This window comes from Candidatus Filomicrobium marinum, from assembly GCF_000981545.1.
Classification (GTDB): domain Bacteria; phylum Pseudomonadota; class Alphaproteobacteria; order Rhizobiales; family Hyphomicrobiaceae; genus Filomicrobium; species Filomicrobium insigne.
Window position 1 is genome coordinate 1,111,312 of record NZ_LN829119.1, and the last position, 25,536, is coordinate 1,136,847.

At 58.0% G+C, this 25,536-nt stretch carries 22 protein-coding genes and 2 tRNA genes; 14 read left to right on the forward strand and 10 right to left on the reverse strand.

What is annotated here, in order from left to right:
• The first annotated feature begins 127 nt into the window (after positions 1-127).
• On the forward strand, positions 128-1,051 hold the full coding sequence (locus tag YBN1229_RS05440; RefSeq protein ID WP_046477298.1) for a ParA family protein: 924 nt from the start codon (positions 128-130) through the stop codon (positions 1,049-1,051).
• A 9-nt stretch (positions 1,052-1,060) separates the two neighbouring features.
• On the opposite strand, the gene YBN1229_RS05445 is transcribed toward YBN1229_RS05440, so the two are convergent.
• Complete coding sequence (locus YBN1229_RS05445) at positions 1,061-1,519, reverse strand: methyltransferase domain-containing protein (protein ID WP_052744099.1); 459 nt, start codon at positions 1,517-1,519, stop codon at positions 1,061-1,063.
• A gap of 114 nt (positions 1,520-1,633) precedes the next feature.
• Positions 1,634-1,708: transfer RNA gene (locus tag YBN1229_RS05450), tRNA-Gly, on the reverse strand.
• 169 nt (positions 1,709-1,877) lie between these two features.
• Here YBN1229_RS05450 and YBN1229_RS05455 point away from each other — a divergent pair.
• The 7 genes from YBN1229_RS05455 (at position 1,878) to pyrE (ending at position 8,875) form a co-directional block, all read left to right on the forward strand.
• On the forward strand, positions 1,878-2,402 hold the full coding sequence (locus YBN1229_RS05455) for a prolyl-tRNA synthetase associated domain-containing protein (RefSeq protein ID WP_046477299.1): 525 nt from the start codon (positions 1,878-1,880) through the stop codon (positions 2,400-2,402).
• 96 nt (positions 2,403-2,498) lie between these two features.
• Positions 2,499-3,416, forward strand: a complete 918-nt coding sequence (gene trxA / locus YBN1229_RS05460; RefSeq protein ID WP_046480015.1) for a thioredoxin — start codon at positions 2,499-2,501, stop codon at positions 3,414-3,416.
• Positions 3,417-3,467: 51 nt separating this feature from the next.
• Positions 3,468-4,148: an LON peptidase substrate-binding domain-containing protein gene (locus tag YBN1229_RS05465; protein WP_046477300.1), complete on the forward strand. Its 681-nt coding sequence runs from the start codon at positions 3,468-3,470 to the stop codon at positions 4,146-4,148.
• A gap of 29 nt (positions 4,149-4,177) precedes the next feature.
• Positions 4,178-4,408 carry a Trm112 family protein gene (locus tag YBN1229_RS05470; protein WP_046477301.1) on the forward strand — a complete coding sequence of 77 codons (231 nt, stop codon included), beginning with the start codon at positions 4,178-4,180 and terminating at the stop codon, positions 4,406-4,408.
• A gap of 161 nt (positions 4,409-4,569) precedes the next feature.
• The gene (locus YBN1229_RS05475; protein ID WP_152024959.1) at positions 4,570-7,005 is read left to right on the forward strand and encodes a PAS domain-containing hybrid sensor histidine kinase/response regulator; all 2,436 of its coding nucleotides are present in this window, start codon (positions 4,570-4,572) and stop codon (positions 7,003-7,005) included.
• Between the two features lie 350 nt (positions 7,006-7,355).
• Complete coding sequence (locus tag YBN1229_RS05480) at positions 7,356-8,279, forward strand: GNAT family N-acetyltransferase (RefSeq protein ID WP_046480017.1); 924 nt, start codon at positions 7,356-7,358, stop codon at positions 8,277-8,279.
• 23 nt (positions 8,280-8,302) lie between these two features.
• Positions 8,303-8,875 (forward strand): orotate phosphoribosyltransferase, encoded by a 573-nt coding sequence (pyrE, locus tag YBN1229_RS05485; protein ID WP_046477302.1) that lies wholly within the window; start codon positions 8,303-8,305, stop codon positions 8,873-8,875.
• 23 nt (positions 8,876-8,898) lie between these two features.
• Here pyrE and cysK read toward each other — a convergent pair whose 3' ends face one another.
• The 3 genes from cysK to coaBC all read right to left on the reverse strand — a co-directional run bounded on the left by cysK (position 8,899) and on the right by coaBC (position 11,866).
• Positions 8,899-9,912, reverse strand: coding sequence for a cysteine synthase A (gene cysK, locus YBN1229_RS05490; RefSeq protein WP_046480018.1), 1,014 nt, complete (start codon positions 9,910-9,912; stop codon positions 8,899-8,901).
• Positions 9,913-10,023: 111 nt separating this feature from the next.
• On the reverse strand, positions 10,024-10,647 hold the full coding sequence (gene dut / locus YBN1229_RS05495; RefSeq protein WP_046477303.1) for a dUTP diphosphatase: 624 nt from the start codon (positions 10,645-10,647) through the stop codon (positions 10,024-10,026).
• Positions 10,648-10,669: 22 nt separating this feature from the next.
• On the reverse strand, positions 10,670-11,866 hold the full coding sequence (coaBC, locus tag YBN1229_RS05500; RefSeq protein WP_046480019.1) for a bifunctional phosphopantothenoylcysteine decarboxylase/phosphopantothenate--cysteine ligase CoaBC: 1,197 nt from the start codon (positions 11,864-11,866) through the stop codon (positions 10,670-10,672).
• Positions 11,867-12,082: 216 nt separating this feature from the next.
• Here coaBC and YBN1229_RS05505 point away from each other — a divergent pair, with 216 nt between their 5' ends.
• On the forward strand, positions 12,083-12,727 hold the full coding sequence (locus tag YBN1229_RS05505; protein WP_139165289.1) for a tetratricopeptide repeat protein: 645 nt from the start codon (positions 12,083-12,085) through the stop codon (positions 12,725-12,727).
• A 76-nt stretch (positions 12,728-12,803) separates the two neighbouring features.
• Here the strand turns inward: YBN1229_RS05505 and YBN1229_RS05510 are convergent, their stop codons facing one another.
• The gene (locus YBN1229_RS05510; protein WP_052743725.1) at positions 12,804-13,781 is read right to left on the reverse strand and encodes a shikimate kinase; all 978 of its coding nucleotides are present in this window, start codon (positions 13,779-13,781) and stop codon (positions 12,804-12,806) included.
• Between the two features lie 463 nt (positions 13,782-14,244).
• On the opposite strand from YBN1229_RS05510, the gene YBN1229_RS05515 reads away from it, so the two are divergent.
• The 3 genes from YBN1229_RS05515 to YBN1229_RS05525 all read left to right on the forward strand — a co-directional run bounded on the left by YBN1229_RS05515 (position 14,245) and on the right by YBN1229_RS05525 (position 18,243).
• Positions 14,245-15,030, forward strand: coding sequence for an HpcH/HpaI aldolase family protein (locus YBN1229_RS05515; protein ID WP_046477305.1), 786 nt, complete (start codon positions 14,245-14,247; stop codon positions 15,028-15,030).
• A 263-nt stretch (positions 15,031-15,293) separates the two neighbouring features.
• On the forward strand, positions 15,294-16,214 hold the full coding sequence (locus YBN1229_RS05520) for a LysR family transcriptional regulator (RefSeq protein ID WP_280136725.1): 921 nt from the start codon (positions 15,294-15,296) through the stop codon (positions 16,212-16,214).
• Between the two features lie 124 nt (positions 16,215-16,338).
• Complete coding sequence (locus tag YBN1229_RS05525; RefSeq protein WP_046477307.1) at positions 16,339-18,243, forward strand: sodium/substrate symporter small subunit; 1,905 nt, start codon at positions 16,339-16,341, stop codon at positions 18,241-18,243.
• Between the two features lie 18 nt (positions 18,244-18,261).
• On the opposite strand, the gene YBN1229_RS05530 is transcribed toward YBN1229_RS05525, so the two are convergent.
• The 4 genes from YBN1229_RS05530 to YBN1229_RS05545 form a co-directional block, all read right to left on the reverse strand.
• Positions 18,262-19,584: an extracellular solute-binding protein gene (locus YBN1229_RS05530; protein ID WP_046477308.1), complete on the reverse strand. Its 1,323-nt coding sequence runs from the start codon at positions 19,582-19,584 to the stop codon at positions 18,262-18,264.
• 122 nt (positions 19,585-19,706) lie between these two features.
• The gene (locus tag YBN1229_RS05535) at positions 19,707-21,569 is read right to left on the reverse strand and encodes an AsmA family protein (protein ID WP_082101033.1); all 1,863 of its coding nucleotides are present in this window, start codon (positions 21,567-21,569) and stop codon (positions 19,707-19,709) included.
• Between the two features lie 356 nt (positions 21,570-21,925).
• Complete coding sequence (locus YBN1229_RS05540; protein ID WP_244465017.1) at positions 21,926-23,653, reverse strand: ABC transporter permease; 1,728 nt, start codon at positions 23,651-23,653, stop codon at positions 21,926-21,928.
• A gap of 146 nt (positions 23,654-23,799) precedes the next feature.
• Entirely contained in the window at positions 23,800-24,594 is a 795-nt protein-coding gene (locus YBN1229_RS05545) for a sensor histidine kinase (RefSeq protein WP_052743726.1), read from the reverse strand.
• 298 nt (positions 24,595-24,892) lie between these two features.
• Between YBN1229_RS05545 and YBN1229_RS05550 the strand changes: the two genes are divergently transcribed.
• Both YBN1229_RS05550 and YBN1229_RS05555 read left to right on the forward strand, forming a co-directional pair.
• A tRNA-His gene (locus YBN1229_RS05550) sits at positions 24,893-24,969 on the forward strand.
• A 49-nt stretch (positions 24,970-25,018) separates the two neighbouring features.
• The gene (locus tag YBN1229_RS05555) at positions 25,019-25,483 is read left to right on the forward strand and encodes a nucleoside deaminase (protein ID WP_046477310.1); all 465 of its coding nucleotides are present in this window, start codon (positions 25,019-25,021) and stop codon (positions 25,481-25,483) included.
• Positions 25,484-25,536: the final 53 nt, after the last annotated feature.

Sequence of the window (25,536 nt, forward strand, 5' to 3'; positions counted from 1 at the left end):
GAATTTGGCGCTGCGTCTGGCCTTCGCGCCGGGCGGCCTGTAGATCATATGCGGGGCGTGAGTTCATTTTCGAAAATTGCCGGGCAAGCGGCCGGGTACGGAAATACGCAAAGGGGCGATCTGGGTAATGCGTAATACGATTGCGGTGATGAACACCAAGGGTGGGGTCGGTAAATCAACGATCGTTGCCGCACTAGCCGAAACGCTATCGTCAGAGCACGGCAAGAATGTTCTCGTAATCGACAGTGATGCTCAAGCGTCTGTCTCCAGCATGCTGATGACGGTGACCGATCTGTTCGGCTTGCAGCGTGATGGACTTACAATTGTCGATTATCTGGTCGCGACGGTCCTGCGCGAAAATCAAATCGAATGGGCGGACTTTGTTGTCCGTAATGTTTCTGACGTCGACGATGCCCGATCCGTCTATTTGATACCGAGCGACATGCAACTCACGCTATTTGAGCGCGAGGTCTCCAAGGAGTCCCTGCATGCCAGCTTGCGCAACACAATCGCTGATGTGCTTCGTAAGGTCCGGCCCGTTTTCGACATTATCCTGATCGACTGCCCGCCCGGTCTCTCGGTCTTGACCGAAAGCTGGCTGCGCGAAGCTGATTTCCACCTCTCTCCCACGAAAGCCGATTATGTGTCGGTGTGCGGTCTCGAAGTTTTCCGCCGGTTTAAGTCGCTCAATCCGGAAATGGGATTTGCTGAAAATCTTGGTGTCCTCGTTAACATGCGCGATCTCGCGTCGCCTGTGGACACGGAATATGTGAACTGGCTCCGGTCAAATCCGGAAAATCGTTGTTTCGAATCGTCAATTCCGCGCGTGAACGCGCTTCAGGATGCGGCTCGTTTCCAGCCGCAGCAGCGCTCCTATGGAGCCAAATATCCAGGGCAGGTCGGCCAAGCAATCAAAACGCTGTCCCGGGAGGTTCTAGTGCGCCTCGAAGCGGCCAACCGGCCCTTGGCAGCCCCGCCGCCACCCCCGCCGTCGCCCGAGCCCGTCCGTAGCGAGGCGACGTCCGAAGCTGAAGCGCACCCCGCGGGTTGATGGGGTAACTCAGTCGCGAAGCCGAACCTCCCGCAATGGATTGCCACTATCGATATACAGCTGTCCTCGCGACGTGAGCGCGTCGGCTACGCGGCGCAAGGCACGACGTTCCAATTCGGGATGCCGGCCATCTAAGGCTCCGACGCGAATGGCAACCGCTATGTCGTAGGGCGCCTCATGAGCGTGCAATTCGAAATCTTCAATCGCGGCTTGACGCAATGTGAGGCGGCCGCTTGAGAGTTCCGCTTGTGAAGCCGACTTGGCTTGCTCGATCGCCTTTGCGGACCGGTCTATAGCGAGAACGTGTCCATCCCCGATACGCATAGCAATCGCGCGGGCCAACGCCCCGGGGCCGCAGCCGATTTCCAGCACGCGAAGGCCCTCACGCAGCGGCAAAGCGTTCAGAACTGCTGCAAGGCACGCTGATAGATCCGTTCGCCATCCAACTTTCCGGCAAAGAAACCCAATAATCGGGGTGCCCCCGAATGCGCACAATAAATCATGGAGAGGCAAGGCGCGATCGTCGCGCGCAGCCACTGCCGCATAGAGGCAATATATATATTTGAATCTAATGAGAGAAATTGGAGCGGATGACGCGATTCGAACGCGCGACCCTCACCTTGGCAAGGTGATGCTCTACCCCTGAGCTACATCCGCAATCCTGGGCCACGCACCGAGTGATCGGTGCGAGCCCCGTCTTATGACGCAAGTGCCGAACGATTGCAATAGTGTCTGCGCGCGTCCATATCGATAGGCGGATAACGTGGGCCTTCGTCCCGTTTTTACGCCCTTAGACACACGCTTGGAACGGAAACCCTGCCCCACCATGACTATTGACGCTGCGAGCCCGCCCGCCACCCGCCAAGAGTTATTCAATCGGTTGGCTGAACTCGATATTCGCGTCCAGACGATCGAACACCCAGCCGTCTTCACCGTTGCTGAAAGTGAGGCGTTGGAGCGCGACATCGCTGGTGGCCATACTAAGAATTTGTTTCTTAAAGACGCCAAGGGACGATTGTTCTTGATAATTGCCCATGCGCAAACTGGTATTGACCTCAAGTCGTTGCATAAGCGTCTGGGTGCGGCCCGCTTCAGTTTTGGCAAGGCCGACCTCATGAAGACTGTTCTGGGCGTGTCCCCGGGCTCGGTTACGGCATTTGCTTTGATTAATGATCCAACGGGGCGCGTCAGCGTTGTAATCGATCAGGCGCTCATGGAATTCGATACGATCAATTGTCATCCGTTGGAGAACACAGCGACAACAAGCATTGCGCGAGAGGACCTTTTGCGGTTCATTCGCGCATGCGGACATACGCCAAGCGTCACGGATCTGACGTCTACTGTTGAGTAGACTGAATTTTACACGGGATTTCCGTTCATCCCGTCGCTTCCGGGGATGAATGAATATTGGCCGATCTGGGTGATCGGTCCAAAGGAGAACACAACAATGCTATTCGGTTCGGGCAAAGACGCGGCAGGCGATCCTACGAACGCGGCCGATGTCGTGATGGACACCACGACCGCCCAATTCGGCAAGGACGTTATCGAAGCCTCGCAGCACGTGCCTGTGATTGTCGATTTCTGGGCTCCGTGGTGCGGACCTTGTAAGCAGCTTGCACCGGTGCTGGAAAAGGTCGTGCGCAGCTACGGCGGCAAGGTGCGCCTGGTAAAAGTCAATACGGATGAGAACGCGGCCCTTGCCGGACAGCTGCGCATCCAGTCCCTGCCAACCGTTTATGCATTCCGCGATGGCCGCCCCCTTGATGGTTTCATGGGTGTGCAGCCGGAAAGCACGGTGCGCGCATTCGTTGACCGCCTGCTTACAGACGAAGCCGAAGACGATGTTGCCGCTGTTTTGGAAGCTGCGCAGCAGGCCTTCGATGCAGGGGATCTGCAAGGGGCGGCCGGAATCTATGCTGAAATTCTTCGTGCGGATCAACATAATGCGCCCGCGCTTGCAGGTCTCTCTCAATGCTATTTGAAAAGCGGTGACAGCACCCGCGCGGAACAGACCATTGAACTTGTGCCGCCTGATCAACGCGAAGACCCTGCCGTGCAATCCGTTCTTGCAGCATTAGCGCTGGTCAAGAAGGCGGGAAGCTCCGGCCCGCCCGCAGAGCTGGAAGCCCGCGTCGCCAGCGACCCCACGGATCATGAGGCGCGATTCGACCTAGCTGTCGCCTTGGCCGCTTCGGGCGACAAGACGGCTGCAGTCGATCATTTACTTGAAATCATCGCACGCAACCGCGGCTGGAACGAAGACGCGGCCCGCAAGCAGCTCGTTGAGTTTTTCGAGGCTTGGGGCCCTAAAGACCCTGCGACAATGGCGGGTCGGCGTCGTTTGTCTTCACTGTTGTTCTCATAATTGGCCTGCCGCGAAGCGTGCGTCGCATCGCCAATCACAAGGATACCGCCCTTGGCAATGACCGACCTGTATCGACGGCCTGCAGATCTGCCGCCGCAGATTCCGGTTTTCCCGCTGCGTGGAGCTATTCTGCTGCCCCGCGCAACGCTCCCATTGAATGTCTTTGAACCGCGCTATCTCGCCATGGTCGAAGCCGCCATGAGTGGAAACCGCGTTATCGGGATCATTCAACCGGATGGCGGCGTGCAGGAAGAGGAGAGCCCTTCCGACAAAAGCTGCGATCTGCGTGCGGTTGGCTGCGTAGGCCGGATAACCACGTACCAAGAGCTTGACGATGGCCGCTACGTCATCACGTTGACCGGTGTGGCGCGCTTCGATGTGGAAAACGAAGTGCATTCGGATACGCCGTACCGGATCATGCAGGTCAACTACAACCGATACGCTGATGACTTCCAGGCTGGCCTTGGAGAAGAGGAGGTTGATCGCGAAAACCTTCTCCGCGTTCTTCGTAGTTATTTGGATGCCAACAGCCTTAAAGCTGATTGGAGTGCTATCTTGCGCGCGTCCAACGAAGTGTTGATCAATGCTCTATCCGTCATGAGCCCCTATGGCCCAGAGGAGAAGCAAGCACTTCTTGAGGCCGCCGATTTGAAGTCGCGCGCTGATGTGCTGGTTGCCTTAGCGGAAATGGAGCTCGCTTCTGGCGGCGCAGACGGTGGTACCCTACAGTAAGTTAAGTGTCCTTGAGGACTGAGCCCGCCATGACAGACGTGAAAGGCGAGAGCAATCGGCAGGATAAACCGGCTTCGGAGGCAGAAATCCCCGATCCGAAGCTGCTAGAGCTTCTCGTGTGTCCGCTAACCAAAAAGCCCCTCGTTTATGACCCGAAGCGTCACGAGCTGGTGAGTAAGGCCGCAAAACTGGCTTTTCCCATTAAGAGCGGAATTCCACTGATGACGCTCGAAGCAGCGCGTCATCTGGATGACGAGTGACCCTCAAGGGCCCCAAAAGCTCTTGGTTTGAATTCCGCTGACCGCAGGGATGCGGGAACAAAGTGCCCGGAATTAAACCGTTAACCATAGTGCTTCAGATTTTATTGAACACGATATGATTGTCTGTCCGCAGCGTGTGTGTGTTGCGTAAGGCATGAGTCGTGAAGCGGTGGGGACTGGAGGAACTTCGGAATTGGGTTGAGCTGAATGTGCTCGATCCGCTGGCGCGCAGGCAAACACCTGGCGGGCAGACGAGGCGCAAGCCAACCGAGATTGTCCAATTCCTTAGCCGGTACGACCGATATGTTAATGTTCTCGGCCTTGCGCTTATGCTTGCTGGCGCCGTGCTCGCACCCGCCGTTTTTACAGATTATCAAATTCTGATCATGTTGGGCGCAAGCCTGATCGCTCTGATGCTTTTGCTTCGTGGGCGAGCAGAACCCGCCGTGGATCGCAGCGCCCAGGCCGAACATCCTCTGGATGATCCGCTGAACAACATCGAGCGCATGTACGATCTGCGCTGGGAACTGTCGGAAAATCACGCGCGCTATCGGGATCTCCTTGATGCCCAGGACGATATCATCCTGCGTCGGGATGCCGAGGAGCGCTTGACCTTCGCCAACAAATCCTTCTTTCGGCTTTTCGGACTCGAGCCCAGAGATGCATTCGGTAAGGTCTTTACGCCAACGGTATTGGAAACCGATTCCGCCACCTCGACTGACGGTCGCACTCCGCACCTGATGCAATGTCTCGCAACCCTCGAAGGCCCACGCTGGATCGCGTGGGAACGCCACGAACTTCCCCCTGACGAGTCGGGTGTGCGCGAAGTTCAGTTGGTGGGGCGCGACGTAACCGAGGAGCGCAAGACGGCCGAGGAGCTCTACGAGGCACGCGACCAGGCAGAGGCTGCCAACCGGGCAAAATCACGCTTCCTCGCAGCCATGAGCCATGAAATCCGAACGCCGATGAACGGTATACTCGGCATGGCAAACCTCCTCTCGGACACGGAACAAACACCTGAGCAGCGCACTTACACGGCCGCAATCAGTCGGTCTGCGCGCACGCTTATGGCGCTGATCGATGAGATCCTCGACTTTTCGAAGATCGAAGCCGGCAAGCTGGTGATCGACAAGAGTCCCTTCAATCTTGCTGATTGCGTTCAGAGCAGCGTCGAGCTGATGGCGCCGCGAGCATTCGAAAAGAATATCGAACTCGCCTGGACCATGGACCCGGACCTGGCAGGTGATGTCATTGGCGATGAGATCCGCATTCGGCAGATTCTGCTCAATCTGATTTCGAATGCCGTCAAATTCACCGACACGGGCGGCGTGATCATTTCGGTTGTGAAGCGAGGCCCTGAGCCGTCCGCGCCACCGTCGGAGGCAACGCCCAGTTTTAGCTTCAGCATAGAAGTTCGCGATACCGGCATTGGCCTGTCGCCGCGAGACCTTGCGGCTTTGTTCCAGGAATTCGAGCAGGCTGATGCCGCGCGTCAGCGCGGAAGCGGCGGAACAGGTCTTGGATTGGCAATTTCAAAGCGCCTCGCAAGAGCGATGGGCGGTGATATCCGCGTGGAAACGGCACCGGGCTACGGAACGAGCTTTATCGTGGACCTGTCCCTTCCGGTTTCCACGATGAAAACGCAGCGCACGTGGGCTTCCGCTAAATCTGTCACGAGTTACGAGGGGAAAGTGCTCCTCGCTTTCGATAAAAGGTTGGAGCGCGGCGCGCTCGCCAATCTCCTGCGCTATTACAGTGTCTCAGTTTTGGAGAGCGATTTCGACGAAGCATGCGACGCGATCAGATCTGCCCAGTCGGCGAATGCACCATTTACGCGCGTTGTCGTTGACGCGAACCGCGTACCCGAGCATGCAGCAAAAATCCTTACTACAGCGCGCGAATGTGCTGCCGACGCGAAAGGGCTCGTCCTTATCGATGCCATGAGCCGTTCAGATTTTGCGAACTATCGCAACGTCGGTTTCGATGCGTATCTGATCCGGCCTGTGCGCCCGGAAGCGGTCCTTCGGCAACTTGTGACGCCGGGGGCCGGATGGGATCAGAATTTGTCGGTTCTCGAGCAAACGCACGATCATCCAAATTCGGACCAATCCCGTGAACGTGAGAAGGGGAAAGCGGCCGTCGATAGCCCACCGTTTGTGCTTCTCGCAGAAGACAACGAAATCAATCAACTTGTCGCCACGCGCGTACTTGAGAAGGCCGGATTTGAGGTTGCGAGCGTATCCGATGGCGCGAAGGCAGTTGAATATATCGCCGACGCGCTGGCCGCGAATACTGCGGTCCCCGATGTTATCTTGATGGATCTCTTTATGCCCGGCATGGACGGCGATGAAGCGACCAGCCGCATCCACGCCCTGTTTTCGGGGGCAGCGGGCAACACGAATTTACGCAGCCCTCCCATAATTGCGTTGACGGCTCACGCCTTCACGGAAGATCGCCGGAGATGTCTGGAGGCTGGTTTCGACGACTATTTGGCCAAGCCATTTGAGCCCGATGCATTGATCGGTACGCTTCAGCGTGTGCTTGACGACTGGCATGAAGCCGGACGGAACGAATCGGTTCGGCTCGCCGGCAAATAGGGCAAGCACCCCACATCTTCGGGCGGTTGACAGCCGCTACCTCATCCCCACAATTTTAGTTACAACGGTGCATTCTGGCCGTAAAAGCGGCGAGAGGGGTGGAATATCGTTGTATGGAATGAACGGCGTAAGGCGAGCTAAGTCGCTCTAGGCCTACAGAGTTTTCGGTGCACAAGTAGCGTGTTCGCAAGACACGACAGACTACCGAATCTAGCCGTTTCCAGCGTATGATTAAGAACAGGGTGGTCCGATGGCCTGGGGCGATGGCCGTCGAACGAGAATGACGATACCGGTCCGTCTTAAGCGACCGGCCCGGGATGATCCGGGTGAGGGGAGACAGTCGCTCTATGATGGAGACGAAAAAGGCTCCGATACGCAGGGCATTTGACGCAGGCCGATCCGCCGCGTTCCTTATGCCTCGTCGTCAGATTCCGCGCATTTATGGCCGCGTCGGCTCTCTTGAGGTGCGCCTTGCACAATCGCGCGCGGATCTGCGCCGCGCCCAAAACCTACGCTATCGTGTGTTCTACGAAGAGATGTCAGCCGTCCCAAGTCTGCTGAGCCAGATGCGCCGTCGCGATGAGGATGACTATGATGCCATCTGCGATCACTTGCTTGTGGTGGATGTCGATGCCAAACCCGCGGGCGGGCATGGTTGGACGTCAGGCCGCCGTCCCGAAGTCGTCGGCACATATCGCGTTCTTCGACAGGAGCAGGCGGAGCGCGCGCAAGGGTTCTATACGCAGAGCGAATACGACATTGCACCACTGGTCGAGGCGCGGCGTTCGAACTACAAGTTCATGGAACTTGGTCGGTCCTGCGTTCTCAAGCCTTATCGCAACAAGCGCACAGTTGAGCTGCTCTGGCACGGTCTCTGGACCTACGTGCGCGAGCACAAGGTCGACGTAATGATTGGCTGCGCGAGCTTCGCCGGTACGGATCCGGATGCGCATGCGATGGCCCTGAGCTTCCTTCATCATCATGCTCTCGCGTCGCCCGAATGGCGGTGTCGTGCCCACGATCATCTGCACGTGCCTATGGACCGTATCCCAATTGAGAATATCGATGCCAAAGCTGCGCTGAAGGCGCTCCCGCCTTTGATCAAGGGCTACCTCCGCTTAGGCGCGACCGTTGGCGACGGTGCGGTCATAGACCATCAGTTTGGCACGACTGACGTGCTTATCGTCTTGCCCGTCGAGAATATCGATCCGCGTTATTTTGAGCACTTCGGTGCGCCGGAAGAAGTCCGCAGTCGCATTGCCGTCGACGCATAAGGGAGCCATCAAGGTAATTGTTCATGACGTCTGATCTCGCCGCCGCCCGCGCGCGCGCATTCGAAATTATCAAGAAGAAGTCGTTCGTCCGGGGCGAGATCACGTTGGCGTCGGGTGCCAAAAGCGACCACTACTTCAACATGAAGCCGACGATGCTCGATCCCGAAGGCGCGAAGGCACTGTCCGAGTTAATTTTGGATCGCCTGAAAGATGTTGAGGTGGACTATATCGGCGGGCTTGAAATGGGCGCAGTGCCGTTGATCGGCCCCTTGGCATTGGTAAGTGGTCTTCAGGGGCGACCTATTCCGGGGTTTTTCGTGCGCAAGGCTGTGAAGGGACATGGCACGCGTCAACGCATCGAAGGCGTAAGCGACCTCAGCGGTAAGCGCGTCGTTGTGGTCGAGGACGTAACGACAACGGGCGGCTCTGCGATGTCAGCGATCGAAGCGCTGCGCGAGGTTGGAGCCGAGATTTCCTTAGTGATCTCGATCCTGGATCGCCAGTCAGGCGCGACGGAGCTTTATCGCGACGCAACCATCCCCTTCGCATCACTTTTCACGTCCGCCGAGTTCTTGAAAGAAGCGTCATCTTCTTAAGTCGTCGACCCGGCGAAGCTGTCTCAACCGCTTGTGGCAGCTCCTTCAGCAGTTTGCGCGAACAGATCGCTCGACAGGTAACGCTCAGCACTTGAAGGTGCGAAGGTCACGATCGTCTTTCCCGACATGGATGAGCGTCCAGCGACGGTGAGTGCTGCCGCCAGATTGGCGCCCGTCGAAATCCCACCCGGAATACCCTCGATCCGCGCAAGCATACGGGCGGCTTCAAAGGCCATGTCGTCCGGTACGGTAATGACTTCATCGATCAGCGAGCGATCGAGAATAGAAGGGATAAAGCCAGCGCCAATGCCCTGAATTTTGTGCGGCCCCTTTTCCCCTTTGGACAAGATGGGGCTAGCCGACGGCTCGACCGCAATTACCTTCAGGTCCGGCTTGCGCGCTTTGAGGACGCGGCCGCAGCCCGTCAGAGTGCCTCCGGTCCCAACTCCGATCACCAGCGCATCGACGTTGCCACCTGTATCCGACCAGATTTCTTCTGCCGTTGTTTTGGCGTGGATCGCCGGGTTGGCCGGATTGTCGAACTGAGCGGGAATAACAGCGCCAGGGATGGCACTGGCTAATTCGTTGGCCTTCTCGATCGCCGCAGCCATGCCCCCGCTCGCGGGCGTCAGCACAAGTTCGGCGCCGAGATGGGCAAGGATCTTGCGTCGCTCCAGCGACATCGATTCCGGCATGATCAGAATGATGCGATATCCACGCGCGGCTGCAATGAATGCCAGCGCAATACCCGTGTTGCCAGAGGTCGGCTCGATGAGCACGCTCCGCCCTGGGGTGATGCGCCCGTCAGCCTCCAACGCGTCGATCATCGCCAGGCCAATGCGATCCTTGACCGAAGACAGCGGATTGAAAAATTCCAGCTTCATGAGCACGTCGGCGACCGAGCGCGCCGCCGCTATAACTTTGCCAAGCCGAACCAGAGGCGTATGGCCGATCGTCTCGGATATGTTCCCATAGACGCGGCCCCGTCCCCAACTCTGGCTGGCCGTAGCCGCAATCGTATCCGGAGAGTCTGTCATGGTTTGTGTCCTCTGATCAGCCGTTGGCGCTTTGATAGGGCCACCACATCCAAGAAGCGAGCCTCGCGCGGCCGGAACAATATTGTAATTGCTAAAGGGCTTTGATTTCATTCAGCCCTTATTGACGGTGGCCTTCTTCGTTTTCGACTTAGATCGCGAAGCTTTGGCAGCTTTAGGGGGAGATTTGCGCGTAGCAGCCTTTTTGGCCTTGGGTGCCGCAGGCTTCTCAGCTTTGGGTGGTTCTGCTCTGGCGCTTTCCCGTCCAGTAGAGCCGAAGCCGCCGCTTCCACGTTCCGTCTCCGTAAGCTCGGCGACTTCAACGAGTTCGACACGCGTCACCGGCGCGATAACCAGTTGCGCGATCCGTTCGCCGCGCCGGATTTCAAAGGGAACACCACTGAGGTTGGCCAGAAGAACGCTGACTTCGCCGCGATAGTCCGCATCGATTGTACCGGGACTGTTGAGAACGGTAACGCCGTGCCTCAGCGCAAGCCCGGACCGCGGTCGCACTTGGGCTTCGAACCCGATGGGGAGCTCAAGTACGAGTCCAGTTGGAATGAGTGCCCGTGCGCCCGGGGTGAGGGTTAAGGGATGATCCCACTCCAGCGCAGCGATGAGGTCGAGCCCTGCTGCAGCCTCAGATTGATAGGCCGGCAAAGGTAGGTCCTTGCCATGCGCCAAACGCAGGACGCTAACCTTTGCGCCGTCGGCCCCTAGACTGGTTCTTGTGGTCATACGACTTATCGCTTTCTACGCGCTACACCCTGCGGGCCTTGTCATGCAAAAGGGCGCTGATGCGCGCAATCAAGGTCTCGGCAACTTCGCGTTTTGACATTTCGGGCCAGCTGTCGACACCGGTTTCGGTGATGAGATGTACGCGGTTGCGATCCCCACCCATAACGCCGGTGTGCGTAGAAACGTCGTTGGCGACAGTCCAGTCCGCACCCTTGTTGCGCCGCTTCCTCGTTGCGAAGGCAATGACGTTTTCCGTTTCGGCAGCAAAGCCGACAATGAGGTTTGGCCGACCGGTCTTCATATGGGCAATGGTTTTTAGAATATCGGGGTTTTCGACAAGTTCGAGCTGCGGCTTCTCGCCATCGCCCGTCTTCTTGATCTTTTCATCAGCTGGGGACGCTGCGCGCCAGTCGGCGACAGCGGCGCAAAATATTGCGACGTCGGCCGGCAGGGCAGCACGTACGGCATTGAGCATTTCCTCAGCCGTTTGCACCTGGACCGTCGTCGCGCCAGCAGGGGCTCCCAAGGTGACAGGACCGGAAACGAGCGTTACACGAGCGCCAGCTGCAATCGCAGCCGCAGCAATTGCATGCCCTTGCTTGCCCGACGAACGATTGGCGATGTAGCGCACTGGATCGATGGGTTCGTGCGTCGGTCCACTCGTGATGAGCACATGCCGGCCCGCAAGGCTGCCGCTTGACGAAGGATGGAGCCGCGCTTCGATTGCAGCCAATAACTCGGCAGGTTCGACGAGGCGCCCTGGCCCGGCCTCTCCCGACTCTGCCATTTCGCCCACCGCCGGACCGATGAATGAGATCCCGTCCGCTTCAAGTTGGCGAACATTGCGTTGCGTCGCCGGATTGAGCCACATCTTTGGGTTCATCGCTGGAGCCATCAGAATCTGCTTGTCGCTGGCAAGGAGTACAGCGCTTGCAAGATCGTCGGCGTGCCCGTTTGCCGCTTTAGCGATCAGATCGGCCGTCGCTGGCGCCACGACGATAAGGTCGCAAAGTCTGGATAGCCGGATGTGGCCAATCTCACGTTCATCATCGAGATCGAATAAATCAGTGAAGACCCGATCATTCGACAATGCGGAAACGCTGAGAGGAGTTACGAATTGTTGGGCTGCGCGTGTCATGACAACCCGAACGTCTACGCCGCGCTCTCGTAGGCGGCGAATGAGGTCTAGACACTTGTAGGCGGCGATCCCGCCACCCATGATGAGAACGATGCGCTTGGCTTCCACTGGTTTTCACATCTCCTGCGCCGTGCGAAGGTGGCGAACCTAGCATAGCTGCCCTAGCGTCACAGTTAACTGTGCTCTGCCTCAATTGCGCTGCGATAATGCGGTTAATCCGGCAGGAATCAGGCGACGGAAACCGGAACCGGGAACGCCACCTAGCGCATTTCACCAAAATTGTCTTTGGAGGTCGGTTTGCGGCACATCTTCAGAGTACTGGGTCTCACAATGGTGATCGCTACCGTTACGGTCGGGGTATCGTTCGCATCGACGGAAGATCATTCGGTCGATTGCTTCGGGCAGGACAACGAACGCAGGATCTCGGGCTGCACCGAACTCCTTCAGACCCCCCTACCGCCCGGCGAACGCAGCCAGGCTTTGGCGATGCGCGCTTTGGCCTACTCACTCAAAGGGCTCTATGATCTGGCTATTCCAGACTACGATGCAGCGATCGAAATTTCTCCGGATTTCGCCATCGCGCTGAACAACCGGGCCTGGGCGTATTTCAAGTCCGGCAAGCCCGTTGAAGGGGCAGCCGACGTTGAGCGAGCTCTGGCGTTGACGCCGCAAAGTCCCCACGCACTTGATACGCGCGCGCACATTCGTCAAGCCAGCGGCGACATTGAGGGCGCACTGCGCGACTATACCCAGGCTATGCGTTATGGCGGCAACCGCATCGTCCGGCTCTATCAATGCGGACTTCAAGCGGCCGGTCTGTACGACGGGTTTCTGGACGGTATTTTCTCGGACAAGCTGCGTGGCGCGCTTGAGACCTGCGTCCGGAACACGGGTTGTGATCCGCTGCCTGCCGATGAAGAATGCCGGAAGCTGACGTCCTAAACAAAATCAGCGCCCGTTTCCGGACGCTGATCTTAATGCTCATGATCGTTATTCAAGTCAGGGGAGTTGCCAGAGTTTAGCTGGCACACTCGATGTCGCGGCGATCCTCTTTGAGGCGATCAAGCGTCGTGCTGCGCGCCTGAGTTGCGTTCTCACGAGGTTGCGCAGCCTGCACGATCCGCAGAAGCTCGCTAAGCGCCTCGTCGACGCTCTTGCCGGTCGTATCAATCACTGCATCTGCGCGGGCATAGAGAGGCTCACGCTCGGCCAGCGCTGCCTCTAAAACGGCCTTAGCGTGGCGTCCGGAACCGTTGATAGGCAGAGCTGCGCTTCCGCGTGCACGCGCAAACAATTCGTTGGACGATGCCGTGATCCAGATGACGAAGCAGCCTGAGAACATGAGGTCCATGGTCTCGGGCTCAAGCACGATGCCACCGCCCGTTTTGATAACGGCGCGGGGAACCGTTTCGACCACGGTCGCAAGGCAGTTGCGTTCAAGGCGCCGATAGACGGCCTCGCCGTGCACGGCAAGGACGTCGGCGACTTCCATGCCGCTAGCGCGCTCGATTTCCCGGTCAAGGGCGATGCACGGTACGCCGATGGCCTTGGCCAGGGCGTGTCCGAGCGTGGTTTTTCCGGCTCCGCGAAGGCCGACCAATGCGATCCGACCGAGCGGCGTGCCGTTGGTGTTCCAACGGCGAACCGGCTTCTGCGGTGACGCGTCGCTTGGGCTCAGTTGCTCTAGCTGATCGAAGCCGAGGCTGGTGTCGACGGCTTGATCATCCTGCTCGCTGGCAAGATCTTCGATCCGCGCTCCGAGCGCGCTGGCAATATTCCGTAGAACGAGCAGAGAGGCGTTGCCTGTGCCGCGTTCAAGCTCGGCGAGATAGCGTTCGGAAACGCCGGAAGCCTGCGAAAGAGCTTTTCGGGCCATGCCGAGCTGTGCACGTAAATTTCGCACCCGTTCTCCAACAAGCCTCAGGTACGCCTCGTTTTCGCGGGCGTCACCACGCCGAGGTTCGGACGGTTGCAGGTTATTCTCTTGCTTGCGCATATCCTCCGACCTTTCCAAGTCATGTCCGCAAGAACATTCGCGATCGGCTACATGGCCCTTCGGAAACGCCGTCCGAGCGCCCTCTTGTGCATATCGCACCTTTGGTAGCTGGGTCTTGGCGTGTCAGCCGGATGGAAGGCTGACGACCGGCCGTGCGCGTGCGGTGCGTCATCATTGCAGGTTGCACTGCAATATTTTTTCTGCGCCGCAGCGAGATGTCAAGCGTTGCGTTCTTACTTGTAGGTAATCCTAACCCCTCGAAGGCCGGTAAAGGCTACCGGCCGCGGCAAAGATATAGCGTTAATTCAATCGGTTGTAAGGTACCCCCGGCGTACCATTGTGTCGCGGGGGACGGGCCGACCGTACACCATATTGAGTACTAAAAAAGTATACTTAATGCCTTTAAACCGCTTTTTGCGTGAGTCCGGTACACTTCGCTCAATCGTGGGAGTTCACAGATTTTATGCGCAAGAATAATGTTAGGGCCAAGCTGCAAGCCGGCGATCCGGTCATTAACGCTTGGTGCTCGCTCCCGTGTGCCTATGCTGCGGAGATCATGGCCCACCAAGGCTACGACAGCGTAACGATCGATCTGCAACACGGAGCAATGGGCTTTGAGGCGGCATTCGCCATGCTGCAAGCCATCTCGACAACCGTCGCCGTTCCTTTTGCACGCGTTCCCTCGCACGAGAGCGGCCTGATGATGAAGCTCCTGGACGCTGGCGCTTATGGGCTCATTTGCCCATTGGTAAATACGCGCGCCGACGCTGAGGCGTTTGTCGCCGCGTGCCGGTATCCGCCTATTGGGCAGCGCTCCTATGGCCCGAACCGAGCGACACTTTATGCTCAGGCGGGAGCGAGCGCTGCCTACGCAGCCGCAGCGGATCGGGAGATCGTGTTGCTAGCTCAGATCGAGACCCGGGAAGCTATTGAGAACTTGCCCGATATATTGAGCGTACCGGGGCTCGATGGCGTCTATGTCGGACCTGGCGATTTGTCGCTTTCGTTCGGTTCGCCGCCGTCCATGGCGCCGAAAGATCCCGAGGTCCTCGCCGCGATGGCGCGCGTTGTAACTCAAGCTAAAGCCGCCGGCCTGTTTACCGCCTGCCACACCGATGGTGTTGAGACGGCGTTATGCCGTTTCGAGGATGGCTTCGGCATGTGCACCCTGCCGAACGACGTCAGATTGCTCATTGACGGAGCACGAGGCCAAGTCATGGCCCTAAGGGCACAGATCCCAGCGAAGTGACGGGCCTTAGCCCAATTCAGGGTACAATCTTAGATCAGCCTCTCGCCGACTCCGTTTTTTTTTACGAAGCGTCGTTGTCTGCTCAAGAGATCCGCATCTATAGGGGATTTAATACTATATCAATTTTATCAAAAATTTGAATTGATCCCGAGACTGAGTATCTTGTTAATTAAGCCAAGCCAAAGCCCATAATTTCAAAGAATAAACCGCAATCGAGAAAAGATGTTTTCAGGAATCAGCTACAAAAATTCGAGGGAACTGCTGTGAAGAAGAGAGCAGATCCCCGGCAGGACCTAAATTTGTTTATAGTCTTTGACGCAGTTATGGATGAAGGATCTCTCTCTAAAGCTGGAAAGCGTTTAGGGCTAACCCAACCTGCAGTAAGTCATGCCTTGCGGCGTTTGCGCGTAATGACGGGTGGCGAACGTCTGTTCGAGCGTACAGGGCGCGGCGTCAGGCCAACAGCGCGCGCACACGCGATTGCAAACAATGTACGTCCAGCTCTAGACGCGCTCCGCTCGACTTTGCGCCACACAGGCGTGCCGTTTGATCCGAAAACAAGCCGGCAAACTTTTTTGCTCGATTTCCCGTTCGGGATCGACGCAATCCTTGTTCCCGAATTGTCGGCAAGGGTGCGCGACTGTCCCAATATTGAATTTCGAATTGCTGGCGGCCGGGCCCGGGATATGCTTCGCGATCTTCGGTACGGCGAAACATGGCTCGCGCTTGATTATGAACCCATGAACGCGCCGGACTTTCATTCCGAGTTATTATATGAGGATCCGCTTGTTCTGATTTCACGGCGCAATCATCCGCTTTTGAACAAGCCATTGGACCTTGGGGATGTGAAAGCGCTGCCTCACGTAGTCGTTGGCCGTACTGAAGAGGAAGGGAAAGCAGCGACGTCTCTCCATCTCGAAAAGCACGGTGTCTTGCGGCGCATAATGTTTTCTGTGCCCACGATCGCAACGTTGCCCTTCGTCGTCGAGAACCAACACTACGTGGCCACGACAACTCAAAAGGTCGCGCGCTATTTCTCTCGTCTCTGTGAGATCGACATCCACCCTCTGCCGGCAGTTGTTCCCCCGCTGCCGACCTACATGGTCTGGCATCGCTGCTTTGACAGCCACGAGGGGCACGGCTGGCTGCGCAACATGCTGAACGATATCTGCACGGCCTTGTAACAATCAGTCTAGCCGAAGACATGTAACTGCCTTTGCCATAGACCGGCCCACAATTGTTTGCCATGTCCCTCATCTAGCTTGGCAAGCGTCGGCTCCAAGCCGTTCGAGGTCGGGGGACATTTACATGGCCGTGACATCACGCGAGAACGCACCACGATCAAAGCGCACCCTGTGGGTACCACTTTTGATCTGGAGCATTTTCGCATTCGCGTTGCATTTCGCTGCCCCGCTTCTGAATGGCGTGCGTATCCTCGGCTTTCCTCTTGCCTATTATTTGGCAGCGCAGGGGGCCCTCATCATTTTTGCGATGCTTGGGTTCTGGGTAGCTCTACCTTGGCGCGGCGCGCCACGCGCAAACATTGCCCCCCTCTTCGTTGGTATGAGTACCGCAGGGTTGTGGATGTCGGGCGCGGCACCGGTTGCGCTCATCGGAGCGCTCTATGCCTACGGCTACGATGGGCTCGCTTTTGCGCTTGGCCTTACGGGAGGCTTCGTGCTCGTCGGCTGTGTGGTTGCGCCAGCGTTCGCCCGCGCGCAATCTGCATCGCTAGAGGATTTTCTGGCGAAACGTACCGGCGGCATTGCTGCGCCTTACGCTGCCACCGCCATGCTTCTGGTTTGTCTGACTCTATTGGTCAGTGCGGAGTTTGAGGTTGTACGCCGGCTTGTGTCCCCGCTCTTCGCGAACACGCGCTTTACGGACGCAAGCGGCGCGCTCGGAGAAGCTTGGGTTTTGGTGCTACCCGTCATCATGGCAACAATCATCGCTGTTATCCAAACGAGAGTTACGCTCTCGCTCCAGGCAGTGAGTTATGTCGCGATCCTCTGTCTCGTCGGCGGAGCCGCCGCCCTGATGTCCCTGGTGGCGTTCGACATCGCCATACCTCAGTTGGCGTACGGACACGGGTTGCAAGACCTGGCAGTATTGGAACGCAGTCTAATTCTCGATGGCTTATCCGACCCCGCCGTTGTCCAGCCCTTCGCGAAATCAAACAACAGCTTTTCGGCAGAGAACTTTGCTGCGCTTTCAATATCTTTGATGCTCGGCGCTGCCGTCGCACCCCATCTCTTGACTCGGATAAGCTCATCCGGGCCAGACCCGATTGCACGTCAAGCGAGCGCGTGGAGTCTGTTCTTTGTTGTTCTGCTGGTCATCACGCTGCCAGCGATCGCAACGCTCACCAAGCTGGATATCTACTCGAGTATCGCGCGCGGCATGACAATGAGCTCCGTTCCAAACTGGCTGGAGCAATCTGCGTATTCGACAACTCCTCCCCTCTGCGCGCATGAGTGTGCAGAGCCGGGAGGGCGTCTTCATGTTCAGGATGTCACGATAGATCCCGAAGCGATTTTACCTTCCGTGGCGGCAATCTCCCGCCTGCCCGAGGCGTTAAGCTGGCTGCTGATTGGTGCGCTTGCCGTTGCGGCTTTGCTCTGTGCCGGCAGCATGATTGCGGTGATGGCCGGCGCCTTGCGCTTTGTCCTGTCTGCCCCAGAGACCGAAGGAGGAGAACAGCCCAATCGGAAGTCCGCTCTTGTGAGAGCGGCTCTTACCGTACCTCTTGCGGTCATCGCCGGCGTTGTAGCGGGACAGCTTCAGGCTGACCTGATAACGCGCATCGCATGGGCGCTTTCGCTGGCCGCATCGGGTCTGTTCCCAATGATACTTCTGGCGGCTATATCGCCGCGCGCAAATTCGATTGCGTTGGCGGTCGGTGGTCTCACCGGGTTTGCCGTGGCTCTTTATTACATCGTCGGCACGCAGAATTTTCCGGTCCAATTCCTTGGTCTCTGGCACGAAGTCTCGAACATGCCCCCCTGGCGTTTGGAAGCCTTTGAGGAAGTTCGTCAAAACTGCCGGGACGCGGTGCCAGGCGCGTGCGCCGAAGCTCAAACAATGGCACGAGAGTTGGCCAACTGGTGGGGCATCGATACACGCGCTGTCGGCATCATCGGAGCCCCGATTGGTTTTGTTGTCGCCTGCCTCGTATCCCTGCCCACTCAGCTTCTCCGCCGCGCAACCGTCTGACGATTCCCAGATCTCAGTTTACTCAGGCTTCCGCACCGGCTTTGGCATCGGCTTGGGGCGCATGGCAGCTTCTCGTTCTTCTACCCATGTGGCGAAGCTCGCATCAATCTGTGTTCCGTTCTCGTCCCACCACGCCGCGTCAAAAGGCACTGCGCGCGCCATATTTTCAGGGCGCGTCGGGAGGTAAGGCGTAAGATCAAGCCCAATACTGGCATGTTGCTTCACGAGTGCGGTCGCTGAAACGCGCGCTGGTCCGTAGGCAATCTCCTCCGCGACAGCCGCCAACTGCTTTGGGGCCGTAGCGAACCCAACGAACTCTTTCGCGATGTCTTGTGAAGACCCGTCGGCTGGAATGGCCCAGAAGCTCATAGTGTAAACCTGACCGTCCCAAATAATTCTGATTGGCGCGCCGTAGGCTGCTGCATAAAAGGCCTGCCCGTTGAATGTCTGCGCAAAGACCGCCGAACCGTTCATCAGGTCTTCTTCCGTTTGTTTCGCTGTCTCCTTCCACACGAGATCCTTGCCAAGGCTATCGAGCTTGGCAAATGCACGCTCTAGACCTTCATCGGTCGATAGGTGCTGATAAATAACTTCCGGCGCAACGCCATCGGCGATAAGGGCCATTTCCAAAAGATAGCGCGGCGATTTAATAAGTACCCGCCGACCGGGAAAACGGGTTGTGTCGAACACGTCCTGCAGAACATTCGGTGTACCGGCTTTCAAAGCGTTCTCATTGACCGCGAAGACAGCGGACCAGACCATTGAGGCTGGCCCACAGTCGTGCACACCATCCGCTATAAAGTCTTGTTGCGCCGTGTCGGCTGTATCCGGAGCGGGGGTAAGCAAAGAGGCGTCGACTTTGGCGAGTTCACCGGATTGGCACGCAGCATCGAGGGCTGCCGCGTTGAGTTCGACAACGTCACCTCTGAGCGCTTTGCCGTCTCCATCCGTCAGGACCTCGATGGCGACGTCGTGAGAACGTCCGAAGGGTACGGCAACGGCCTTCTTCTGGGCTTGCCCATAGGCGCCGCCCCACGTGCTCACCGTGAACCTCTTCTCTGGCGCTTCGGCCACCACGGCAGGATCAGCCTTTTGCTGGGAAGATGTCGACGACCCTACGTCCTTCGTGGGCGCGGGAGCCTCTACGTCCGCTGACGGTGTAGCGGCTGTGTCATTCTCGGGTTGAACATCAGAACGCGCCCCTGTCTTCGCTGCGTTCTGGCCATCGCTTGGCGTAGCCTGCTGCGCTGTTTCGTTGCTGGACGGGCTTTGTGCAAAGGTTGGCAGAACGCCAGCGGCAAATAACATCGCGACGGCAATGGAAAAACGAAATCGAAACATTTACGGGGTTCCTCAACGACTACGAATGAGTATCGGCGGGCAAAAATACTCTACGGCAATCGATCCCGAGCGTCGACGTCGCAGGTTCGAAATTCCGTTAAGTGAGGGATTTTAGTCTGAGTTTAGCCCCGGCCCGGCGTGTCTGCAGGTCGTCCGTCTGGATCCCGTCGGCCGGCCTGTCGGCTCGGCGCACGGGTCACTGAGATTCCCGGCGCGTGCCAATCTCCCCGAAACTGGATGAGATCCCCCATGGGCGTTTCATCATTGGAAGTCGGTGCTTCGGCGCCAATCCAAATATTGGCGTCCAGGTTTTGAGCTGCAACGTCTATTGTGCCGCTTCCGAATACAAGTTGTGATCCCGATTTTGCAGAGAACGTCTCGACAAGGGCTAAACCATCCGTGAACGCCAACCGCATGTCGAACTCGCTCAAGTTCGTCAGGCCGGTCGTCGTGCCCCAACCAACTGGAGCGGCGACGCCGGTACTGTGCTCTGCGACCATCTTGGCGAGGTCGAGCGTAAGTGCAGCACCATCAAGAACACGAACCTCGATCCGACCGGACAGCGTGCTCATGATATCCGAGTACCGGTCGCCTGTGGCCTTGACATTGATGATGGCATCGCCGCGCCCGGTAACGACCGCCCCGCCAAACAAGGCCGTCGCGAGATTGCCGACCTCAAAACCTTCCAGGCGCCCGCGGACCCCCAATTTGGGGTCCGGCTCCGTCGCATCGAGGCTGATTTGTACCGTGCCTTGGCCGCCACCCTCGAACTCCAGTTCGGCAAGGTCGGCCAGCATCTTGCCATCGCGTAGTGAGACTGCAGTGGCGCTGCGTCCGAGAACGAGCGAGCCAATTTGAACGCGTTCAGCCGACAAGCGCAGATCAGCATCAACGTCTCGCAGCAGCGGCATTGTGATGGCTTCTCCGCTGAGCCCGAGCCGCGCTGGCAGCCAGTTCGACGACTTGCGCATCGTCGCTTCGATCAAACTTTCGTCACGCACATCATCTTGAACAAGCAGACCGGTGAGATTTAGTTCGTCAAACGCGAGGGTGCCATCGACTTGTGGACGCGGCGATTGGTAATTGACTGACATCGCGCCGGTTGCACGGTTTCCGTCAAACTTAAAGACCGCGTCTTGGAAAACCAAAATGCCGGCAGACCAATCGATCAGGCCCGTTGCGGAAAATGCTTCAATTGCGGATCGGGCTGGCCAACCGATATTAAGCCATCGAGCGGCCTTGCCGAGATCAGAGAACTTCAGCTCTGAGTTTGGAGCGATCAATCGGGCTCGGTTCCCAACGCTCAGGTGGCCTCGCAATGTGGTATCGATGAGATCGCCGGTTATCTTCGCTTGTATCGGTAGCCGTCGTTCCAGACGAGCGTGATTGCCGATATTCAGCGAGGTCCTGAAGGAAAGCTTTTCGCCGCGCAGCCAGAATGTACCGGTGACAGCAAGCGTGTCCCTGCTGGCAAGCTTGACCAGCGCTTCGACGCCGCGAAGCTCTTGCACGGTTTCCCGATCAGAATGAAGAACGATCGTACAATCGCTAAGCGCCAACGAACTGAACTGCATGCTGGCTAGGGCCGCTGCAAGTGGTGCGAAAAGCGAAGCTGGTGCGGCGTCTGCTGCCTCGGGGCCAACACCTGCGAGATTGACGGCGATACGTCCGTCGCTGAGCGTCAGCTGCGCATCGCCACTCATAATGATTTTGTCAGCTGAACCGGCGCCCTGAGCAGCCCTTTGGCTCCGTTCGCTAAGCGCGATCGTTCCACTCTCTACGACAACGTATGGGCCGCCAAACAGAGCGACGGGTGCCGTCACCCTATAGTGGTGCTGGTCCGCGGCCATGACCGTGGATGTGTTGAGCACGACTTCAGAGCGATCATGCGAGACGAAATACGGCATCGCCATTGCAAGCAGCGCTAAGCCGAGTACGCCGAAAACTGCGAGGAGATGACGCCGTATTTGCATCAATCGTTTCATAATGACGCCGCCAAGGGAGATGCTAATCCGAGCCACGCGAACATGCGCAAGAGCCTGCCTCCCCAATACCCTTCAGCAGCGACGCTGCTAAACGAACGTCGGCTCTCCTTGTAAGGGAGGGACCGGTATCGCACAAGCGCTGAGACAAAGGCAGTGGGCCGCGGCAGGCTAAAAATTCTGAGCCAAACCGTTGCAGCCAGACTACAGAAATCGCAGCAAAATGCGAGCGTGGTCCGCAGCTTACTCGATAACGACTGTGGGTAAAGCGTTGCTGAATTACCTCCGTAAACGGATGCATTATTGCGCGTTTACATGAGCTTCAGGCGGTAACCGACCTTCCTACCGGAGAATATTGCTCAGGTTCCGGGACGACCACCGGCAACAGCACGGTGCAGGAGAAGGACCGGCACCAGGCCAACGATGACGATTGCAACCGCCGATAGAGAGGCTTCTTCGAATTGCTCCAGTGCCGCGAAGCTATAGACGTGTGTCGCGAGCGTGTCGAAGTTGAATGGTCGCAGCAGGAGTGTCGCCGGCAACTCCTTCATGGCATCTACGAAGACGAGAAGCGCTGCCGTGCCGAGCGCCGGCGTCAACATCGGCAGGTGTACGCGCATGAGCGCTGACATCGGGCTTGAGCCCAGAGCGCGCGCGGCCGCATCCAGATTGGGCGATATGCGTTCAAGCCCCGCCTCGATCGTGCCGAGGCTGACGGCCAGAAACCGGATCGTGTAGGCAAGAACCAAAGCGAAGATCGATCCTGAAAGCAGCAATCCCGTCGAAACCCCAAGGCTCGAGCGCATGAATGCGTCAACCCAATTATCGAAGGCCGCAAGCGGGATAAGCAACCCTAGCGCAAGAACAGTTCCTGGTACCGCGTAGCCGAGTCCAGCCGCCCGTACGGCAGGCCGTACGATGTTGTTGTTGGCGACGCGACGGGCATAGCCAAGGGTAAGCGCGAGTGCTGAAGCGACGATAGCCGAAAGCGCCGCCAGCATAAGACTGTTGGCCGTCGCGCCAAGGAACCCGGCCGCGAGCCCTTCTCCGAGGAAGACAACGGCGTTACGAGCCAGCAGAAGAAACGGCACAGCGAACCCAAGAACGAAGGGAAGGCTGCAGACCGCAGCGGCCAGATAACCGCGGACTCCTTCAATGTCCTGGAACGATATGGAGCGATAGCGTCCGGTTGTGTGGTGTACTTGCGCGCCGCCGCGCGCGAACCGTTCGAGAAGAAAGAGCGCAAAGATGAATAGCAACATGATGCTGGCAAGCTGCGCGGCACCGCCGAGATTGGAGCGTTGCAGCCACGTTGAATAGATGCTCGCCGTCAGCGTCTGAACACCCAGATACTGCACCGCTCCGATGTCATTCAGCACTTCCATAAGAACGAGGGCCGAGCCGGCCGCGATCGCGGGGCGCGCCAAGGGTAGGGCGACGGCCCAGAATGTCCCCATGGGCGACCGTCCCAAGGTCCGTGCCACTTCCAACGCGCAAACGGACTGCTGCACGAAGCTCGCGCGTGCGGTCAGGTAGACGTAGGGGTAAAGAACGGCCGACATCACGAAGATCGCGCCGCCCAACGATCGGATATCGGGAAACCAGTAGTCCCGCGCCGAAGTAAATCCGAACACCGTGCGAAAGGCCGTTTGCACCGGTCCCGCAAAGTCAAGCAGTTCGACGTAAGCGTAAGCGATGATGTACGTCGGTACGGCCAAAGGAATGACCAGCAGACGGTCGAGCAACGCGCGGCCAGGAAAGCGATACATGGTGACGAGCCACGCCGTCCCTGTACCAACGGTCAAGGTCAGAAATCCAGTGCCCACCATCAATAAAATCGTGTCTCGCAGTGAGACGGGTAGAACGCTGCTGACCAGGTGTGGCCAGATGTTTTCATGTGGAGACACCGCGAGGACGAAGATCGTCGCGATGGGCATGAGCATGATGGCGAGGATGGTCGCGACAGTCGCCGTCCATAGCGGGGATGCGCGCCGTCGCGCGCGCCAGCGACGAACGTGTTGCCCAAGTCCGGCAAGAGATCGCATCGCGTCCTGCAGCGAAGGACGCGTCCGTGTAAGCCAACTCATTGCTGCTGCAATCCCACCCAGTTCTCTGCAACACCGTTGAACGTGGCGAGAACAGTTTCGGGCATTGTGTCGGGTGGCATCACGGTAGGCTCCTAACAAAGGTCCCGCTGCCTTAGCGCATCTCGGTCGTTCTCGCCAGTTCTGCCCTAAGGCGCTCTGCTGGCGGCCCAATGAGTGGCAGGATTGAAGGTGATCGTCGCGCGCGTACCTTGCCCAGGCTGGCTGGCCAGCGAAAATTCCGCACCGTTTGCTTGGCTGAGGGCCTTGACGAGACGCAAGCCGATGCCAGAGCCGCCGCTGCCATCGGTTGGCGGATGAGACCTCACGCCGTCCAGTGCGCGCAGCAACTGGTCCTCGTCCATGCCACCGCCGTTGTCGATGATAGCGATAACCGTACGTCCGGAGGGATCGGGGTGGGCTTCAATTAAAACTTCGCCACCGCGCGGCGTGAACTTCAATGCGTTCGTCAGGAGATTGACGAGAATCTGTCGCACGCTGGTGGGATCAGCAACGAGCGTTGGCAGGCCCGGACCTACCGAAACCTGAAGCTTGAGACCGGCTTGTTCAGCAAGCGGCTGCAGGGCAGAGGCGGTCGCGCGAACCAGGGCCTCCGTATCGATTTCGACGGGCTCCAATTCGTCGCTTGCCTGCTCGAGAATGCGCCGCGCCAGAAGCCGGTCGATCAACTTCAGCATTTGCGCCGCGTTCTCGTGGATATCTCCCACGTAGCCGCGATAGCGCTCGTTCGCTAAAGGCCCCAGTCGCTCGTCGCGCATGATCTCAGCGGCAGCAACTATGGCGCTGATTGGTGTTTTCAGTTCGTGAGCAAGTTCGTGAACGGTGGAGCTGCACAACGACTTCGCCTCTTCACGCGCCACAACGTCACAGCGGCTGTCGGCCGGCCGGTCTTTCTGCTCCAACTGGTAACCGTTGTTCGTCATCGCCAATCTGGCTGACTAGCCCCAAGTCCGCGTGCACGAAGTCCTTGACGGTCCTTGTCAGGTGCCATCAAACCGCTGCGGTGCCCTCCCCCGAGATACACCTGCCCCATCCTACCGATGTATGACACACTTGGAAGCCCGGATACGCATTTCGCGGCAAATTCCCACTGTTTTGGCCGCACCCCCCTTGGCCTCTCTGTGCAGAGCGGCTATTTTCACTTGACGCGAGCACCCTCCGCGATGTTTTTGGGGGTTCTTTTTTGCGAGCGATGCCGTGAAAGACATCGCTACAGCGTGTGCCGCCTTAGCTCAGTTGGTTAGAGCGCTAGATTGTGGATCTAGAGGTCACTTGTTCGAATCAAGTAGGCGGTACCATTTTTCCGAATGACAACTTGAACAGCCCACCATCCGGGGGATCTTGGAGATGGCCGACGCCGTAGTCTGGCTGCGCCAGGCCTTGGAGCTGGCGCGTGAAAACGCTGTGAAGGGCGGCCGCCCCTTTGGTGCGGTTGTCGTCAAGGATGGCAAGGTCATAGCGACCGGCGTCAATGAGATCCTCAAGACGAATGATCCGACAAGCCACGCTGAACTCAACGCCATAAGGCAAGCGAGCACCGTACTAGGGACGCCCCGCCTGAATGGATGTGCCATCTATGCCAGTGGGCAGCCCTGCCCCATGTGCCTGGCGGCCATACACATGTCGGGGATCACGAGTGTCACCTACGCCTATTCCAACGCGGAAGGTGAACCCTTTGGGCTTTCGTCGGCGGCGGTTTATGACCAGTTGGCAAGGCCACTTTCCGAGCAATCGATCTCAGCACGCCATTTGCCCCTGCGGTTCGAAGACGGCGAAGAGCTTTATGCTCTGTGGAAGCGGTCAACCATCTAATCGCCTGACTGCCCAACGAAAAAGCCCCGGCGCAGGCGCCGGGGCTTTCGAAT

What these genes read in the sequence shown, in the direction of transcription:
- YBN1229_RS05440 (WP_046477298.1), top strand. Translation starts at nt 128, where the DNA reads ATGCGTAATACGATTGCGGTGATGAACACCAAGGGTGGGGTCGGTAAA.
- YBN1229_RS05455 (WP_046477299.1), top strand. Translation starts at nt 1,878, where the DNA reads ATGACTATTGACGCTGCGAGCCCGCCCGCCACCCGCCAAGAGTTATTC.
- trxA (WP_046480015.1), top strand. Translation starts at nt 2,499, where the DNA reads ATGCTATTCGGTTCGGGCAAAGACGCGGCAGGCGATCCTACGAACGCG.
- YBN1229_RS05470 (WP_046477301.1), top strand. Translation starts at nt 4,178, where the DNA reads ATGACAGACGTGAAAGGCGAGAGCAATCGGCAGGATAAACCGGCTTCG.
- YBN1229_RS05480 (WP_046480017.1), top strand. Translation starts at nt 7,356, where the DNA reads ATGGAGACGAAAAAGGCTCCGATACGCAGGGCATTTGACGCAGGCCGA.
- pyrE (WP_046477302.1), top strand. Translation starts at nt 8,303, where the DNA reads ATGACGTCTGATCTCGCCGCCGCCCGCGCGCGCGCATTCGAAATTATC.
- cysK (WP_046480018.1), bottom strand. Translation starts at nt 9,912, where the DNA reads ATGACAGACTCTCCGGATACGATTGCGGCTACGGCCAGCCAGAGTTGG.
- dut (WP_046477303.1), bottom strand. Translation starts at nt 10,647, where the DNA reads ATGACCACAAGAACCAGTCTAGGGGCCGACGGCGCAAAGGTTAGCGTC.
- coaBC (WP_046480019.1), bottom strand. Translation starts at nt 11,866, where the DNA reads ATGGGTGGCGGGATCGCCGCCTACAAGTGTCTAGACCTCATTCGCCGC.
- YBN1229_RS05510 (WP_052743725.1), bottom strand. Translation starts at nt 13,781, where the DNA reads ATGCGCAAGCAAGAGAATAACCTGCAACCGTCCGAACCTCGGCGTGGT.
- YBN1229_RS05515 (WP_046477305.1), top strand. Translation starts at nt 14,245, where the DNA reads ATGCGCAAGAATAATGTTAGGGCCAAGCTGCAAGCCGGCGATCCGGTC.
- YBN1229_RS05525 (WP_046477307.1), top strand. Translation starts at nt 16,339, where the DNA reads ATGGCCGTGACATCACGCGAGAACGCACCACGATCAAAGCGCACCCTG.
- YBN1229_RS05530 (WP_046477308.1), bottom strand. Translation starts at nt 19,584, where the DNA reads ATGTTTCGATTTCGTTTTTCCATTGCCGTCGCGATGTTATTTGCCGCT.
- YBN1229_RS05535 (WP_082101033.1), bottom strand. Translation starts at nt 21,569, where the DNA reads ATGAAACGATTGATGCAAATACGGCGTCATCTCCTCGCAGTTTTCGGC.
- YBN1229_RS05540 (WP_244465017.1), bottom strand. Translation starts at nt 23,653, where the DNA reads ATGAGTTGGCTTACACGGACGCGTCCTTCGCTGCAGGACGCGATGCGA.
- YBN1229_RS05545 (WP_052743726.1), bottom strand. Translation starts at nt 24,594, where the DNA reads ATGACGAACAACGGTTACCAGTTGGAGCAGAAAGACCGGCCGGCCGAC.
- YBN1229_RS05555 (WP_046477310.1), top strand. Translation starts at nt 25,019, where the DNA reads ATGGCCGACGCCGTAGTCTGGCTGCGCCAGGCCTTGGAGCTGGCGCGT.